General features: G+C 43.7%; 11 protein-coding genes and 2 pseudogenes. 7 read left to right on the forward strand and 6 right to left on the reverse strand.

The window, feature by feature from the left end; translation table 11 throughout:
- Window positions 1-141: 141 nt before the first annotated feature.
- Window positions 142-1,797, forward strand: a complete 1,656-nt coding sequence (locus F6K64_RS04020) for a glycosyltransferase family 39 protein (protein ID WP_008189498.1) — start codon at window positions 142-144, stop codon at window positions 1,795-1,797.
- A 68-nt stretch (window positions 1,798-1,865) separates the two neighbouring features.
- Here the strand turns inward: F6K64_RS04020 and F6K64_RS04025 are convergent, their stop codons facing one another.
- Window positions 1,866-3,470: a glycosyltransferase family 39 protein gene (locus F6K64_RS04025; RefSeq protein WP_008189500.1), complete on the reverse strand. Its 1,605-nt coding sequence runs from the start codon at window positions 3,468-3,470 to the stop codon at window positions 1,866-1,868.
- 713 nt (window positions 3,471-4,183) lie between these two features.
- Between F6K64_RS04025 and iscB the strand changes: the two are divergent.
- The 4 genes and pseudogenes from iscB (at window position 4,184) to F6K64_RS04050 (ending at window position 8,342) form a co-directional block, all read left to right on the forward strand.
- A pseudogene (gene iscB / locus F6K64_RS04030) lies at window positions 4,184-5,586 on the forward strand (RNA-guided endonuclease IscB).
- Entirely contained in the window at window positions 5,558-5,692 is a 135-nt protein-coding gene (locus F6K64_RS04040; RefSeq protein WP_287256262.1) for a hypothetical protein, read from the forward strand. The pseudogene iscB and the gene F6K64_RS04040 overlap by 29 nt, the downstream one beginning before the upstream one ends.
- A gap of 227 nt (window positions 5,693-5,919) precedes the next feature.
- Window positions 5,920-6,246 (forward strand): DUF4870 domain-containing protein, encoded by a 327-nt coding sequence (locus F6K64_RS04045; RefSeq protein WP_044495225.1) that lies wholly within the window; start codon window positions 5,920-5,922, stop codon window positions 6,244-6,246.
- A 95-nt stretch (window positions 6,247-6,341) separates the two neighbouring features.
- Window positions 6,342-8,342, forward strand: coding sequence for an FAD-dependent oxidoreductase (locus tag F6K64_RS04050; RefSeq protein WP_008189507.1), 2,001 nt, complete (start codon window positions 6,342-6,344; stop codon window positions 8,340-8,342).
- 447 nt (window positions 8,343-8,789) lie between these two features.
- Here F6K64_RS04050 and tatC read toward each other — a convergent pair whose 3' ends face one another.
- On the reverse strand, window positions 8,790-9,572 hold the full coding sequence (gene tatC / locus F6K64_RS04055; protein WP_008189509.1) for a twin-arginine translocase subunit TatC: 783 nt from the start codon (window positions 9,570-9,572) through the stop codon (window positions 8,790-8,792).
- A 72-nt stretch (window positions 9,573-9,644) separates the two neighbouring features.
- Window positions 9,645-11,234 carry a glycoside hydrolase family 57 protein gene (locus tag F6K64_RS04060; RefSeq protein WP_008189510.1) on the reverse strand — a complete coding sequence of 530 codons (1,590 nt, stop codon included), beginning with the start codon at window positions 11,232-11,234 and terminating at the stop codon, window positions 9,645-9,647.
- Window positions 11,235-11,461: 227 nt separating this feature from the next.
- On the opposite strand from F6K64_RS04060, the gene F6K64_RS04065 reads away from it, so the two are divergent.
- Complete coding sequence (locus F6K64_RS04065; protein ID WP_438941762.1) at window positions 11,462-12,679, forward strand: histidine kinase; 1,218 nt, start codon at window positions 11,462-11,464, stop codon at window positions 12,677-12,679.
- 141 nt (window positions 12,680-12,820) lie between these two features.
- On the opposite strand, the pseudogene mutY reads toward F6K64_RS04065, so the two are convergent.
- The 3 genes and pseudogenes from mutY to F6K64_RS04085 form a co-directional block, all read right to left on the reverse strand.
- Window positions 12,821-13,895 (reverse strand): annotated as a pseudogene (mutY, locus tag F6K64_RS38720) (A/G-specific adenine glycosylase).
- An 82-nt stretch (window positions 13,896-13,977) separates the two neighbouring features.
- Window positions 13,978-14,325, reverse strand: coding sequence for a DUF760 domain-containing protein (locus F6K64_RS04080; protein WP_008189517.1), 348 nt, complete (start codon window positions 14,323-14,325; stop codon window positions 13,978-13,980).
- A 246-nt stretch (window positions 14,326-14,571) separates the two neighbouring features.
- Window positions 14,572-15,531 carry an RNA polymerase sigma factor, RpoD/SigA family gene (locus F6K64_RS04085; protein WP_008189520.1) on the reverse strand — a complete coding sequence of 320 codons (960 nt, stop codon included), beginning with the start codon at window positions 15,529-15,531 and terminating at the stop codon, window positions 14,572-14,574.
- Window positions 15,532-15,690: 159 nt separating this feature from the next.
- Between F6K64_RS04085 and F6K64_RS04090 the strand changes: the two genes are divergently transcribed.
- Window positions 15,691-16,329: a histidine phosphatase family protein gene (locus F6K64_RS04090; RefSeq protein ID WP_008189522.1), complete on the forward strand. Its 639-nt coding sequence runs from the start codon at window positions 15,691-15,693 to the stop codon at window positions 16,327-16,329.
- Window positions 16,330-16,386: the final 57 nt, after the last annotated feature.

A 16,386-nucleotide genomic window follows, 5' to 3' on the forward strand; every position in this document is an offset into this window, starting at 1 on the left:
TGTTAACAGTGAAATATTATCGTTAACAGTAATCAGGAAACGGTCAATAAAAAGCGATCAAGTACAATATCCAAATTAAACGAATACGAATCAATTACCTTTGTACTTTCCTGTATACTTTTCGGTGTACTTTTTTGTGTGATGGAAACCAAAAGATTAAAGCTAGGGAAATTACCTCAACCTCCCTTGCGACTATTATGCATTACCCTACTGCTCTTAGGTATAGTCTTTCGCTTAGCCAATCTCGACAGCAAAGTCTACTGGGGGGATGAAACTTTCAGCTCCTCTAGAATTGCTGGCTATTCAGCGGAAGAAATTATCGGGGATATCTACACAGGTCAAGTGATTAGCGCTACAGAATTACAAAAATACCAGACCCCTAATTCTGACCGTAGCCTCGCCAATACCTTACGAATTATAGGGGAAGAAGCGCCACAACACCCGCCAGTTTACTATATTTTAGCCCGATTCTGGGAACAATGGCTTGGTAATTCCCTAGCACTCAAGCGCACTTTACCTGCTTTGATTAGCTTGCTGGGATTACCCTGCCTCTACTGGTTGTGCTTAGAACTATTTGGGACATCCTTGACCCCATGGCTTGCCGTGTCCCTATTCGCTGTTTCACCAATCCATATTTTGTATGCCCAGGAAGTTCGGGAATATAGTCTGTGGACTGTGAGTGTCTTGCTATCGAGTGCTTCCCTATTACGAGCGATGCGAGTCAACAGTAGGGTGAGTTGGTGCATTTATGCCCTTTCTGTAGCGCTATCTTTCTACTCTCATTTATTTTCAGCACCGATTATCCTAGGTCACGGCATTTATGTCCTGATCATCGCAGGTTGGCAAAGGCGTCAACAAGTAATTGCTTACATCTCAGCGGTCACAGCAGCACTGCTGATATTTTCACCTTGGTTAGCTGTTTTCTTGGAAAACGAACCCAGAGCTAGCAAGGAATGGGGATGGGTGATTAAAGAATTACCCCCCCTGGATCTGGGTCGATATTGGCTGAAGAATCTACTCTACGGCTTTTTTGATGTACCCCTAGGGAAGGAGTACCCGTTTGACCTAACCTTTAGCTACACCCAGCCTAGAACTTACCTAGTGCTACCAATTGTGGGGCTAGTGATTTATGGGCTATATTTTCTCTGTCGCTATACTCCAAAACAAGTTTGGCTATTTGTTTTGCTCCTGATGGGATTTACTAGTCTACCCCTAGTGCTACCAGATGTGATTTCAGGAGGCATGCGCTCAACGATTGCTCGATATCAACTCCCAACCTACATCGGGATTCAACTCACTATTTCCTATTTACTCTCCACGAAACTCAGTAAGTTTTCGATTGGTATTTGGCAAAAACGTTTATGGCGATTGACTACAGTTATATTAGTCTCTTGTGGTGTGATCTCTGGTGTGCTGATTGTTCAAGCTGAAACCTGGTGGACGAAGTACAGTGATTACTATAATGCAGACGTTGCTAATATTATTAATCAGTCTCCTGCTCCCCTTGTACTAAGCGATAGTACTCACAATCGAATTCTATCCCTGAGCCATAAGCTTGACCCCAAGGTTCAATTACAACTCATCAAAAAAATCAAAAACGTTTCAGAAATACCTGAAGAAAAATTACCAAAAGTATCAGCTGAATTTACTGATATTTTTGTATTGGAAAATATTCCATCACCATCATTGCTACGCCCCAGTATGGAAAAACATAATAACTATAAGTTCAATCTGATATACGAAGGAAATATTGGCTTTAAAAAACGAAAAGTTCTGTTGTGGAAAAAAAATGATTAGATTGATTAGTCATTAGTCATGAGTGATTGGTCATTGGTCAAGTTGGTTTGACCTTTTGACTTTTGGTTTCACTGCACTAGCTTCCAGAGATGCTTGCGTTTATGAGCTGGTTTAACGTCATAGGGTGACTCATGTTCAAATTTTTGTCGCAGTTTTGGAGAAGGTCTATATAAGAAGACGTCACTGAAACTGGAAAAAACTGTTGGAGAATCCTTAGTTTTGATTAACTGTAAGGTCACGTTTGGCTCAAGTAAATAACTCAGAGACACTAATCGCATGATATCACTACTAATCACCAAGGGACGATTGGCTTCATTAATAATATGAGCTTCCTCAGGAGTGTAATAGTTACTGTATTTATGCCACCACGTTTCTGCTTGAGAACTAATGGCACAAGAAAGCACACCTGCTGAAATAACTGTAATAGCAACTAATCGCCATAGTTGTTGTCCTTTTATTGTATTAGCATTTAGGGGATTAATTTTTTTAGCAAGGAGGTAAGCAACAGCAAGTTGTATACCCAAGTAACAAGGAATAAAATAGCGAGCCATGCTGGAACGCTGTCCTCCTAAAATTAAATCTTGAGCAATGGGAAACATTCCGACAACGGCGATCATAGTCAAGATAAATAACCAAACCCGCTGCTGACTATGACGAAACATAAAATATATAGAATAGCCTACGATAATTACAATCAGGATATCGAAGTAAATGAGTAAATGGTCGTAGTTAAACTTTAGGTCTCGACCTGATCGCACATCAAATAAGGGATTGTTATAGCCAATCTGGATATCGAAAAACACAGAACTAAGATTGATAAGCCAGCGGGTGATAAGTTTACCGAGTGGAGTCTCTTTATCCGCCCAATCCCCCAATTCAATACCGTTTTCAATGACCAATCTTAACCAAGGAATAAAGGCGATAATCCCGAAAAGCGAAGCTAATTCATACCTAACGACTTGTTTACTAAAACGAAATTTTTCGGTGAAAATAACATAGATACCATGTCCAATAAAAACTAATCCAGAAAGCAAATAGCTGTACAGATTTAGAGAAACTGTTATGGCATAGATAACCCAACTCATCAGTGTGCTAAGACGCATCGCCCTCAGCAAGGCTATGCTGGAAAGCAATGTGGTCAATGTCCACAAGCTATATTGTCGAGCTTCCTGGGCATACAACACATGGAATGGAGAGACACACAGCAATGCGATCGCAATCCATCCCGTTAAGGGAGACTCGAACAACTCCAAACAAAGCCAATAAATGCACGGCAAAGTCAACAGACTAATCAAGGCAGGTAAACTTCTCATCACCGTTACGGAATAACCGAACAATTTTGCCCAAAAGTGAGCCATCACAAAATATAACGGTGAATGTTGTGGCTCATGTAACGCTAACCCTTGGATCGTGTCACCTACATCTTTGTTATCATTAGGACGCTGATACTGCTGTAAATCTTTAACATTAATTTGACGACCATCAATTTCTTCGATAATTTCTGCTTTGGTATAGCCAGAAATTCGCAAGGATGTATAGGCTTCATCAATCCAATAGACTTTTTTGTCAATATTGACTAATCGAAAAACTATCCCCAGGAGTAAGATAATAAGAATTAAATACTTAGACCATTGACCAGATGTAGGTCGATGAAATTTTAGATGATTTCCCATGACTTATCGGGGTAGGGGTTATTAATTGGTGGCCTTTGAGCAGAGGTTAAGGATTGGATAAGCTTTGGGAAAATTAAGTTAGCCGTTTCAGGCAACACCAAATAGTAAAGCTTACCCCTCAGCAGCAGTATGGCAAGACTAAATTCATGGCCAGCACTTTCAAACCGTAGCCGAATCGTGATTTAAGACTGAAACTTGGAATTTAGGCAAGGGAGCAGTGAAAGCAATACCAAAGGCGGGATATGACGACTGGTAGTTATGCCTTAGTTAGAAAGATTATCAGCCAACGACACAGGATTAGCCATCGTATTGATCAGTAATTTACATATCTTGACATAAATTCGTTCTGTTCAATGAATTCTAGCAACTTACCTGTATTATGGAAGATAAAATCCATAAAAGTAACCCTGGGGAAGCATAGGATGATTTATCGGATGAATGACGTCAACAACTCACCGCTAAGTCTTGTCAGACTATAGCGGGAGCTTGTGAAAGCTCATAGTTGACCAGACTAAGACCTAGTAATGGTCTACGTTATTCGAGTCATAACACCTGTAGATGCGTGCCAGTCTTCAGCTCTGTTGTTAACAATTAAACATCTGTAGTGAGTTAAGGAAGTGTTGTTAACCTGAAAAGCTCTTATAACATTGTCGTTCGCGCAAGCGTGTGCTTTGCACAGGCAAACTTTACCCACTTGTGGAGTGTTCAAAGTAATGCGAGTGTTCGTGCTAGATAAAAACAAACAACCATTAGATCCATGCCATCCAGCACGGGCTAGGGAGTTACTTAAAAAAGGGAGGGCTAAAGTCTTTAAGCGTTATCCATTTACTATCATCCGGCAAGACAGGGATGTTGATAATTCTGTTACTCATCCACACAGAATCAAGATAGACCCTGGATCTAAAACAACCGGGATTGCCATCGTTCAGAAAAAAACTGGACGGGTCACAAGCGCCTTGGAAGTTAATCACAGAGGACAGAATATCAAAAACTCTCTGGAATCCAGAAGAGCTTTAAGGCGAGGTAGGCGAAATAGAAAGACTCGTTACCGCAAACCTCGGTTTCTCAATCGAAAACGCCCAGAAGGGTGGCTGGCTCCATCGCTAATGAGTCGAGTATTTAATATTGAGACTTGGGTAAGACGGCTAAGGAAGCTGTGCCCAATAACCACCATATCTCAAGAATTAGTCCGGTTTGATACTCAAAAAATGCAAAACCCAGAAATATCGGGTGTAGAGTATCAACACGGTGAACTGTTTGGGTTTGAGGTGAAAGAATATCTGCTTGCCAAGTGGGGTCATAGCTGTGTTTACTGTGGAGCAGAGAACGTCCCCTTGGAGGTTGAACACATTACTCCAACATCTAAAGGAGGGACTAATAGAGTCAGCAACCTAACCTTGGCTTGTCGGCCTTGTAACCAGAAGAAAGGTAGCGATCCGATTGAGAAATTTTTACGTAAAAAGCCGGAACTTCTAAAGAAAATACTGGCCAAGGCTAAATCCCCCTTGAAAGATGCAGCAGCAGTTAACTCAACTCGCTGGGAAGTATGGAGGAGGCTGCAACTGACTGGATTACCTGTTGACACAGGTTCTGGTGGTCTGACTAAGTTCAATCGTCAAACCAGAGAGATTGAGAAAACGGGAGCATCCCAATTTGGCACGTTAGCTCTTTTTAGGGGGCTGAAACCCTTGAAATATCGTTGCTTTGGGTAATATTGTTTCCAAAATGGGATGCTCCCGAGAAAACCCATTGGACTGATGCTGCTTGTGTGGGTAAATCCACTCCTCAGACATTACTACTAAATGGAGTGAAACCGCTAATAGTTACAGCTAAAGGTCACGGGGTGCGCCAAAGATGTCGTCCAAATAAATATGGCTTTCCAAAGGCTCATGCACCTGCCGCTAAGTTTTTCAAAGGTTTCCAAACGGGCGATATTGTTAAAGCTGATATCAAGGGAGGGAAGTATGCCGGTCAATACACAGGACGAATAGCAATTCGCCATCGTCCTAGTTTTGCACTCTCTACTCCAGAAAAGAAAATTGATGTACATCCAAAGTATTTACGAACAATTTTCAAGGCTGACGGCTATGAATACGCGAGTCAAATTAATCAATGATTCGCGCTTGGCCATAGGCCACGCTACGCGAACGCTGGCCGTAGGCCACGCTACGCGAACAATTTATTCTCCTGCGGGAATTCCCCGGAGACGAAACCTTAGATAGTGGAGCCTTTAGAGTCAGTGGGCTATGCAGAAAAGGCTTAAATCTTTTTTAATAGCGATGCAGCGCGGTCTTGGGGAGGCAGTGCGGTCTTGGGGGTCTCCCCCATGAGCAACTGCCGTGGTTTCCCCCATGAGCGACTGCATCAAGACAAGGCTCCACTATCTTACGGTAACTTTAAACCCGCTAAAACTGACGTTTATAACGGGAGTCCCCTTCCCGTATTTAAGATGGATCAACGAAAGCTTTTATCACTGTTATGTCATGGCTCAATATTTTTTAGCTCTCTGGTGGTCTCTATTGCCATCCCGATAGTCATTTTTTTGGTCACCGAAGACTCAGTGGTCAAAGAAAATGCGAAAGAAGCTCTGAATTTTCACATTTGCCTTTATATATATGGGGTGATTTGTCTGATACTGACTGTGGTGATTATTGGGATTCCGCTGCTAATTATATTAGGGCTTGTCAGTCTAATTATGTCCATAATTGCCTTAGTCAAGGTGCTGGAAAATCCTAATCAGCCCTATCGCTATCCGTTTATTTTTCGGGTGCTTTGACATGCCATGGCATAATTGATACAACGTTTGGGAGATGACAGTATTGATAAGTTAGGGTAATTTATCGTCAAAGATTTTACTGACTATTCCGAATCATGAAGCGATCGCTTGTCCGTATTTCCGTATTCATATCATTACTAGGGTTTACTCCATCTCCTGGTATAGCAGCTCCCCCTAGAACTCCAGACCAAACCGAATCGTGTGAAATCTTAGTGATTGGAGGTGGATTGGCTGGTGCGGCGGCTGCCTATGAAGGCTTATTGGCAGGGCAAACGGTGTGCTTGACTGAGATTACCGACTGGGTAGGGGGACAAATTTCTGCCCAGGGAACCTCTGCTCTGGATGAACGACCCACTCAGCGATCGCGTTTATTCTATCCTAAGGGCTATCTAGAATTACGCGATCGCATCAAACGCTACTACCGTCAACTCAATCCTGGGGACTGCTGGGTAAGTGAATCCTGTTTTCTACCCCGTGATGCTCACCAAATCCTGTTTAATATTTTACGAAAGGCGGCCAAACGGGGAAAAGGGAGATTAAAATGGTTTCCCTCTACTGTAGTTAAGGAACTAGAGATTAGCGCCGATGGCAAAACTATTGACAGTGTGATTGCTATTCAACACAAAAGTACTGCTGATGCTCCTGGCCTGAACACTTTTCCCCTATCTCAAACCATTGAAGATTGGTATAGCTACGAGAATTCCTCCCGCTTTGAGAAAAGCATTTTGCGCATTGTCCCCCAACAGACCCAAGACAATAGTTCTAATTGGTATATTATCGACGCAACAGAAACTGGTGAAATTATTGCCCTAGCTGACGTTCCCTACCAGTTGGGGATTGACTCCCGCTCCTACCTAAACCCTTCCGCATCTAGTGCTACTGACGACCCCTATTGCACCCAAGGCTTTACCTACACCTTTGCCATGGAGCAAACCAAGGAGCCTCAAACCCAAGAAATGCCTTCGTTTTACCCGCAATACCAACCCTACTACAGCTATGAATTACAACGGCTAGCGGACTTTGAAGGAGTATTCACCTATCGGCGAATTTGGAGTTCTAAGCGGGGTAAACGGATCCGATGGGGGGTTACTGCTCCTACTCCAGGAGATATTTCCATGCAAAACTGGACATGGGGTAATGATTATCGTCCTGGCACTTCAGAAGATAATCTAGTGTACACCCGTCGCCAATTACGAACCAGTGGTCAACTGGCTCCTGGTGGCTGGATGGGAGGCTTGCGCACGGAAAGTCTACGGAAAGGAGAAGAAAATGCTCTCGGTTATTACTATTGGCTAGTGGCAGGGACTACCGACTCCCAGCTTGGGGATGGGGTAAAAGAGCCTCATCCCAATCACCGCTATCTAACCGGGTTAGATTCTCCGATGGGGACAATGCATGGGTTGTCTAAGTATCCCTATATCAGGGAAGGAAGGCGGATTATTGGACGCCCTTCCTTTGGCTATCCTCAAGGCTTTACTATATCTGAAGTGGATATTTCCCGCCGTGACTACCAGGATGAGTATTATCGGCAGACCCTTTCACCAGACGAATATCGCCGCTTGTGGGCAGTACTGGCTGGATTAGAAGCACCCTCTGTGATTCAAGGTAAAATCCAGCCAGATCAAGTCAGCCAACGCAGTCGCTCTACTATCTATCCTGATTCTGTGGGTATTGGTCACTATGCCATCGACTTTCATCCTTGTATGACCTTAAGTCCAGCAGAAACCCCAGGAAACACCGAGCGTCAAGGGGAACGGCGGGGAGCAGGTCAAGCCTATCCGTTCCAAATTCCCCTGCGAGCGATAATTCCCCAGAAAATTGACAACCTATTAGTAGCAGGTAAAAGTATTGCTACCAGTCACATTGCCGCTGCTGCTTATCGCGTGCATTCCTTTGAATGGTCATCCGGTGCTGCTGCTGGTACAACCGCTGCTTTTTCCTTAGAAACTGGGATAGCACCTTACCAGCTTGTACAAGAACCCCTCTTCCAACAAACCCAACTCCAAGCTCTACGCCAGCAGTTAGAAAAAAACGGTAATCCCACCGCTTTCCCAGACACGTCCATTTTTAATCAAAATTGGGAGGATTGGCGTTAAAGGGACACAGTTTACTAATAGTAATTATCTTTAGTAGGCTACGTTTTTACATACATTGATAATGGCTCTTCCATAGATATTATGCTAAATAACCGCCCAAATCAATTATCGCCTTACTGGGCAATTATTTGACTTTATAAACAGTTTTTTTAACTGTTAAAGTAATTCCCAGTAAAGCTTTCAGCATAAGGGAAATTAAAATTAGCATCAACTTGTAACAAAGAGCATTTATTATCTGTTTCTCAATAGTAATAAGTCATGATTGTGCCATGACTTATTACTATGATGAATTAGCGACAATAATGCTAAAGATAGTTAGTTAGTTAGTAATTGGTCATTGGTAATTAGACTACTATTCCCTATTCCCTATTCCCAGAAGGTATTTGTAGCCAACATTCAATAGCCCGATGGTAGTTTTGATAGCGGGTTGATTAACCTGACTTAATATTATTTGCCGACCAACTTCACCATTCCAATCCCACCAAAATATAGACCAAGTACAGCACCCCCCAGTAAACTTTGAGTGAGAGGATCTGTCGAAGGAGTCAGCACTGCTCCCAAGATAGCTGCTCCTAGGACAACCGTGCGCCAACCAGAAAGCATTTGCTTGGAAGAAACAATTCCAAAAAATCCCAGTAACATTTGAATAACTGGGATTTGAAATGCCAAGCCAGTACTAAACATCAACAGTAAGACAAATTCAAAATACTTATCAATTGACCACAACTGCTCTACTACATCTGCTCCGTAACTGATAAAGAAATTCAGAGCAGCAGGAATTAGAGCAATGTAGGCAAATACCAAGCCTAGGAAAAACAGAACCGTTGAGCCTAAAACCACAGGTCCAATGAAGCGTCGCTCCCGGCGAGTCAACCCTGGTAAAACAAATAGAAGGATTTGGTAAAGAATAAAAGGACTAGCCACCAGTAAGCCACTATAGCCAGCCACTTTCAAGGACACAAAAAAGTATTCCCCTGGAGCCAGTTGCAGAAACTTGACCCCCCTAGCTGGAATTTCCAGCAACTGAACAATCGGCTTAACTGCGACAAAGCAGCCAGCCATGGACAAAAATACAGCAATCAGCGAGTAAAAAATCCGCTTTCGCAACTCCTCTAAATGGTCGAACAGAGACATCTCGACATCATTAGGTACCTCGTCGAGATAGGTCTCAGGGTCTTTGAGAGTATCCAAACTTTCCTGGGGAGGAGTATCTAACTCAGAAGGCGTCATGGATTTTGATTGGCTTAGGGAACGTTCACTATTGTATCTTCTTGTATCTTCCAACGATTGTGTGGGGATAATTCAAACTCGACGATAAACGCGATAGTTAATCTTGGGAAAGATATTGTCAATCTCCTCGACCTTCTCCAGCCAGCCTGCATCAATCTTGCCCAGCTTGATATCATCGTAAAGCTTATTAAACCGCATCAAATGCGATCGCGTTCGTCTAACTGCATAAGGAACCATTGTCTCGGTGCGCATAATAAATGCCCAGTCTGACGATTGCGCTAGTAGTAACTCTCGCGCTGCTTGATTTAATGCCTTCCACTCCAACTCGTCTGTAGCTTCCAACTTTGACAGCTCAATCATCCGTTCTGTGGCTTTGTGCAGATGAGGGTAAATCCAGGTATTGGTTTCATTGAGCCAGTATTCATGGAACCCCTGATACCCCCAGCTAGATTGAGAAGGCTTACAGACTTGTTGGATCGGATGATTCCGCAAATAATCTGCCAAATGAGTCATTTCATAGGTGTTCTGGTCATACCACGACTTACGGAGCAAGACATCCAGAAACCAAGGACCTTCGTACCACCAGTGACCAAATAACTCTGCGTCATAGGGAGACACCACAATTGGAGAACGCTCTATTATTGCTGCTAGATGTTTAACCTGCTGCTGGCGATTAAACATGAAATTTCCAGCATGTTCCGCAGCTTTGTCTTTTGCCCAATACGGATCATACAGTTGCTTTTCCCCTAATCCTGTACCACGGTCTGTAATTTTGTGATACTTTATACCCGTATTCTTCCGCTTTCCATGGGGCATAATATAAGGTTTAATGTAATTATAATCTGCTTCCCAGCCTAAATCCTTGTAAAATTCCCGATATACTGGATCCCCTGGATACCCGACTTCCGAGGACCACACCTGCTGGGATGACTCATGGTCACGACCAAATGCAGCAACTCCTGTCTCAGTATAAATGGGGGCATAGGTACCAAAACGTGGTCGGGGACGAGCGTAGAGAATACCATGACTATCCATCATAAAATAGCGCAAACCAGCATCTGCTAGCATCTCCTCCATCCCTTCGTAGTAAGCGCATTCCGGTAACCAGATGCCCTTGGGCGGACAGCCAAAGTTTTGCTCATAATGTTCACAAGCCACCCGAATTTGAGCCCAAACTGCTTGGGGATACATCTTCATCAGAGGAAAATAGCCATGGGTAGCACCGCAGGTGATAATTTCCAGGTTATTACTGTCTAAAAATTTTTTAAATCCCTTGACTAAATCCCTTTCATAGTGTATCCATGTTTGGCGAATAGTGCTGAACTCTTGAACATAATGTTGGGCTAGGTAACGGATATGACCATTATGCTGATTATGCTCAACCTCCTTCTTGGCTAGTTCTTCGAGCAGTGACAGATGGCGCTCATAACGTTCTTGTAGTAGTGGATCCCGTAGCATTGACACTAAAGTTGGTGTCATACTCATGGTTATTTTGAAGTCAATCCCATCCCGCTTTAATCCCTCAAAAACATGTAGTAGGGGAATATAGGTTTCAGTAATGGCTTCAAATAGCCACTCTTCTTCTAGAACATAATCACTTTCTGGATGCCTAACAAACGGTAAATGGGCGTGAAGGACAAGAGCAACGTAGCCAATAGCCATGATCAAGTAGCAGCCGTGGATAGGTTTTTAAAGGAGAACTGACGCAATCCGCGATAATGTTACATTATTTTAAGATTTTAGTCTCAAATAGACCGGGAAAGTGGCAGAAAAGGGCTGGTTAGTACCGAGACTATAAAATAATAAAATAGATATTAAATTGTAAGGAAGCACACATCACCAACAAAAAATAACAAATCTTAGTCTTATTCCAGCCTTATTGGTTAAGAGTGCTAACACCAAATTGCATGCAGGCAGCTACACAAACACACACGAACTCCCCAACCTTTCTACAACTGCTGCTGTTTGTCGATGAACGTCCCGGTTCCCGTAAACAGCTCCAGTCTATCCACCATTATCTGGAAACTCTCAAGACAGAGTATCCCTTTGAACTAAAGGTTGTGGATGTTGGGGAACAACCCTATCTAGCTGAACATTTTAAGCTAGTAGCAACCCCAGCACTGATTAAGATTAATCCGAAACCCAAACAAACCCTTGCAGGTAGTAATCTAGTTGCCCAGCTGAAGAGCTGGTGGCCCCGCTGGCAACGCTCTATAGAAGAAAACCAAACCCAACTTACCCAAGGATTCCCTTTACAACCAACTGTTCGCTCATCTAACTCCTCGGCTGAGACATCACCAGAGACAGCTGGTTCCCTAGCTTGTGCCTTGGAACTGATTCGACTATCCGACGAACTATTTCGCCTGAAGAAAGATAGAGAAGAATTGCTTGAGCAGCTGCAATTTAAAGACCAAGTCATATCGATGTTAGCTCACGACTTGCGTAGTCCTTTGACAGCAGTATCCATTGCGTTGGACACCCTACAGCTAGAGCAACCAGTAGCCCAGAATGTTAGAAAACCTGGGCTGACGCCACAGCTAAAGGAACGGCTATTTGAGCAAGCTCGTAATCAATTGCGCACTATCAACCGGATGGTGGTGGATCTGCTGCAAGCTAGGAAGGGAAGTAATGCTGAATTCAACATCCGACCTCATAAACTGAATTTGGGCAGACTTTGCCAAGACGTTCTAGTTCAGATGCACGAACAGTTTCAGCTCAAAGCTCAACTTGTGCAAACCGACATCCCGCAAGACTTGCCTCCTGTCTACGGCGATGAAGAATTGGTGCGTCAGGTGCTAATTAACCTGCTGGATAATGCCATTAAGTATACTCCCAAAGGGGGGAAAATTGCTGTCTCTACCATCCACCGTACTACCCAGAAAGTTCAAGTCAGCGTTTGCGATGATGGTCCTGGTATACCACAAGAAAATCGCGATCGCATTTTTGAAGACCACTTCCGCCTTAAACGAGACGAAGCTATAGAAGGCTATGGGTTGGGCTTAGCCCTATGTCAAAAGATTATCCGTGCCCACTATGGTCGCATTTGGGTTGATTCACCTATCAAGGGTGGCAGCTGTTTTAACTTCACCTTACCGATTTATCGATAGCAAATGGGGTTGAAGGTTGAAGTTTGTTCCCGTAGCGTGGCCTATTGGCCAAGTTTGAAGTTTGTTCCCGTAGCGTGGCCTATTGGCCAAGGTTGAAGGTTGAAAGCGCTTTAGCAGTTGAACCGATCAGGTAATCGCTGTTCAGTCTTGAGAGCGCAAAGCCGCAATAATTTGAGTATTGGCTTTGGGGAAGGGGAACTGATCTACTTCATCTAAGGTGACCCAGCGAATCTCATCACATTCAATGGGTTGCGGAACACCACTGAGATGGCGACAGTGGTGTACACTTAGCACAACACGAAAGTGGCTGTAGGCGTGATTGATTGTGATCAGGTGTTCACCAACCTCAATCTCAATGCCCAATTCTTCCTGAATTTCGCGTTTAATACATTCCGGAACAGTTTCACCAAGCTCAATTTTGCCACCAGGAAACTCCCAAAGACCACCCAATAAGCCTTTTGCAGGTCGGCGGTCGATTAGAATTTGTCCCTGGTCGTTCCAGATTACAGCAACACCGATATTTTTTGTGGGTAGGGGAGAAGATGGTTCTCGCATAGGTATTTCAGATTGAATACCATGATTGTAAGCCTGACAGTAAGATTTCCAGGGACAATCAGGGCAATTGGGAGTTTTCCGAGTACAGATAGTTGCTCCCAAATCCATTATTCCGTAGGTTTTACTCTCGAGGATGTTGATGATCCAGTAAGGCTTCTGATCGCTTCCATAATTGTTGAGTGGCTTTGGCAGGTGGTATCGACAATGCTACCAATCGTGCTAGTACTCGTTTAACATTACCATCGAGAATAGCCACTGGCTGATTGAAGGCAGCGCTGAGAATACCACCTGCTGTTGTTCTACCAATCCCTGATAATGCTAAGACCTGACTCAGCTGTTGGGGAAAAACACCACCATGAGACTGCATAATTACTTTAGCGCAGGCGTGCAAGTTGCGAGCACGGGAGTAATATCCCAGACCTTCCCAAGCTTTGAGGACTTGCTGTAAGTCAGCAGATGCTAGATGTTCGAGGGTGGGAAATTGCTCCATCCAGCGGTGATAGTAGGGAATGACCGTTTTGACCTGGGTCTGCTGTAGCATAATTTCAGACACCCAGATGCTATAGGGTTCCCAACTTCGTCGCCAAGGTAAATCTCGACCAGCTCTGGCATACCAGTCCAAGAGTGATCTTCTTTGTTCCTCAATAATGGAAACCGACAGACTCAGGTGATGTCTGCCGATATTCGATTGGGCATTTTCTCTCAAAAATCTATAGATTCAGCCCTTTTAGGCCAAGGTTTGACTAATTTTCCTCCACAGATTGAGATTCAGCTATTTGCAAAGATTTGTCAAAAACCATACGTTGTTCAGCGTTCCTAAGGAAATAGCCGCTAACCATGGCTGAAGCCAAAAGGCGACCTAGATTCTCACGGCTAGTACTGATAGTTACACCAAAGTCTTGGGAAGGCAAGTTTCCCAACATTCCCATAATATTGTTTTCCATCACCTGATAGACTTCCGAAGACGTTGGTCTAGACAGCTGGGTAATGGTTTCTGGACTCATCGATTGAACATACTGCCAGAGTAAATTATTGTCAGAATCTTTATCAAAGAACTCAGGAACATGATTGGGATTGGATGCGTTATTCACCGTTTTACCTCCTAGCGATGGCTAATTCCGGTTTTTCTACTAGAGTCGGCAGCCAATGATGATGTTTATCTGTTTAGCTCTACTGCTTCGTATTTCTAATTACTTTAACAGGCAAATGACCATGGCAAAGTGGGTGGAACCGAACCATCTAGGATCTGATTTTCTCACCTATTAGTCATTGGTGATTGTGAGTCATGACTCATGAGTCATGACTCATGACTCATGACTAAACCGACTCAGCACAAATTAACTAGCTGGGATATATTCCCGCATATCCCCTTGACGCTTACGAAGTTTAGCGATCGCTTCTCGTTCGATTTGTCGCACTCGTTCACGGCTGATGTTGAGGTGTTGACCAATTTTGGCTAATGTCATCGGTTCGACCTCTGCCAAGCCATAACGGAGTCTCAACACCTGCCTCTGCTGCGGTGTCAAATCATCCATGAATTTCTCTAAGTCTAGCTGCATTAACGATTGATTCACAAAGTCTTCTGGTCCAGGACCGGTGTCTTCGAGCAACTCAACCAATTCTGTATCTTTGTTATCCCCCACTCGCAACTCCAAAGAGAGGGGTTGACGTGCTTGCTCGAAGTACTCTCGCAATTGATCAGGTGTGAGGTTCAACTCAATTGCCAATTCTGAGATAGTAGCTGTTCGTCCCAGCTTTTGGGAAAGTTGGCGCTGGGCTTTTTTGATTTTGTTTAACTTCTCAGTAATATGGATAGGAAGGCGAATCGTGCGCCCTTTTTCTGCGATCGCACGAGTAATTGCCTGCCTTATCCACCAGTAGGCGTAGGTAGAAAAACGATAGCCTTTGGTAGGGTCAAATTTTTCTACACCCCGCTGCAAGCCGATGGTTCCCTCTTGAATCAAGTCCAGCAACTCGAGATTACGCTTAATGTATTTCTTTGCCACTGCCACCACCAATCGCAAATTGGCTTCCACCATCTTGCGTTTAGCGGATTCACCAACAGCGATGCTAGACTTTAACTGAGAATCCGTTAGGCAAGATGCTGTTGCCCACTCAGAAAACGTAGGTTCACGACCCAGCTGTTGGACAAGGGACTCTTTGACTTCCTTTAAGGTTGTTAACTGCTTAACCTTTTTCCCGTAAGAAATTTCCTGCTCATGGGTCAGTAATGGTACACGACCAATTTCCTTTAAATAGGTACGAACTAAATCTGTAGAGTCCTGAGCGGTTTTCATTGAATTCGATGGCGTTATCAGTGAGATTTAAATTAAGAAAATTAAAGCAGACCCTGCTGGTTTTCCAAACCAGATGATAAGCTTTGTGGGATTCCAGTTAAATCATTTTCATAAAATTAACATAACTTAACTAAATTCCCGAAGAGGGTGTAAGGTAACATGACCCAAACTGTTTGGATTGCCAGACACGGAAACCGCCTTGACTTTGTTAACCCCGAATGGTTCAACAAGGCAGAGCGACCCTATGATCCACCCCTTTCAATAGATGGTGAACTGCAAGCAGCGCAACTGGGTCAACGCCTTGTAGGAAAAGGAATTCGGCATATATTCGCCTCACCGTTTTTACGAACTGTCCAAACGGCTAACCAAGTCGCAGAAATTCTGGATTTACCCATTAAGCTAGAGTTGGGTTTAAGTGAATGGCTCAATCCTGAGTGGATGGCAACTGAACCAGAAAGACTGCCTAATGAAGTATTGCACAAGCAGTTTCAGCGAATTGACACCAGTTATACTTCCTGTGTAATCCCTGAATATCCAGAAACAAGTGTTGCTTTACTGAAACGAACAGGTGAAACTGCACAACGTATCACCGCTCAATTTTCAGAAGACTTACTACTGGTTGGTCACGGACCATCAGTAGTTGGAACCACTCAGGGACTAGTCGGTGCCACACAAGACATTAAAGCATCCTTGTGCTGTTTAGTTAAACTAGTGCGCCAAGAAAAACAGTGGGTGATGGAACTGAATGGAGATACCTCTCACCTGAGTAAGACAGAAGATGTCATCCGGTTTAATTGAAGGGTATAAGCTTCCATAACATACGAAGGTTTTTTTGTCAATAGTCTACAGCCATAG

The organism is Moorena sp. SIO3A2 (genome assembly GCF_010672265.1).
In the GTDB taxonomy this organism is placed as follows: domain Bacteria; phylum Cyanobacteriota; class Cyanobacteriia; order Cyanobacteriales; family Coleofasciculaceae; genus Moorena; species Moorena producens.

Coding starts and splice junctions, on each gene's coding strand:
- F6K64_RS04020 (WP_008189498.1), top strand. CDS start 142: ATGGAAACCAAAAGATTAAAGCTAGGGAAATTACCTCAACCTCCCTTG.
- F6K64_RS04025 (WP_008189500.1), bottom strand. CDS start 3,470: ATGGGAAATCATCTAAAATTTCATCGACCTACATCTGGTCAATGGTCT.
- F6K64_RS04040 (WP_287256262.1), top strand. CDS start 5,558: ATGAATACGCGAGTCAAATTAATCAATGATTCGCGCTTGGCCATAGGC.
- F6K64_RS04045 (WP_044495225.1), top strand. CDS start 5,920: ATGGATCAACGAAAGCTTTTATCACTGTTATGTCATGGCTCAATATTT.
- F6K64_RS04050 (WP_008189507.1), top strand. CDS start 6,342: ATGAAGCGATCGCTTGTCCGTATTTCCGTATTCATATCATTACTAGGG.
- tatC (WP_008189509.1), bottom strand. CDS start 9,572: ATGACGCCTTCTGAGTTAGATACTCCTCCCCAGGAAAGTTTGGATACT.
- F6K64_RS04060 (WP_008189510.1), bottom strand. CDS start 11,234: ATGGCTATTGGCTACGTTGCTCTTGTCCTTCACGCCCATTTACCGTTT.
- F6K64_RS04085 (WP_008189520.1), bottom strand. CDS start 15,531: ATGAAAACCGCTCAGGACTCTACAGATTTAGTTCGTACCTATTTAAAG.
- F6K64_RS04090 (WP_008189522.1), top strand. CDS start 15,691: ATGACCCAAACTGTTTGGATTGCCAGACACGGAAACCGCCTTGACTTT.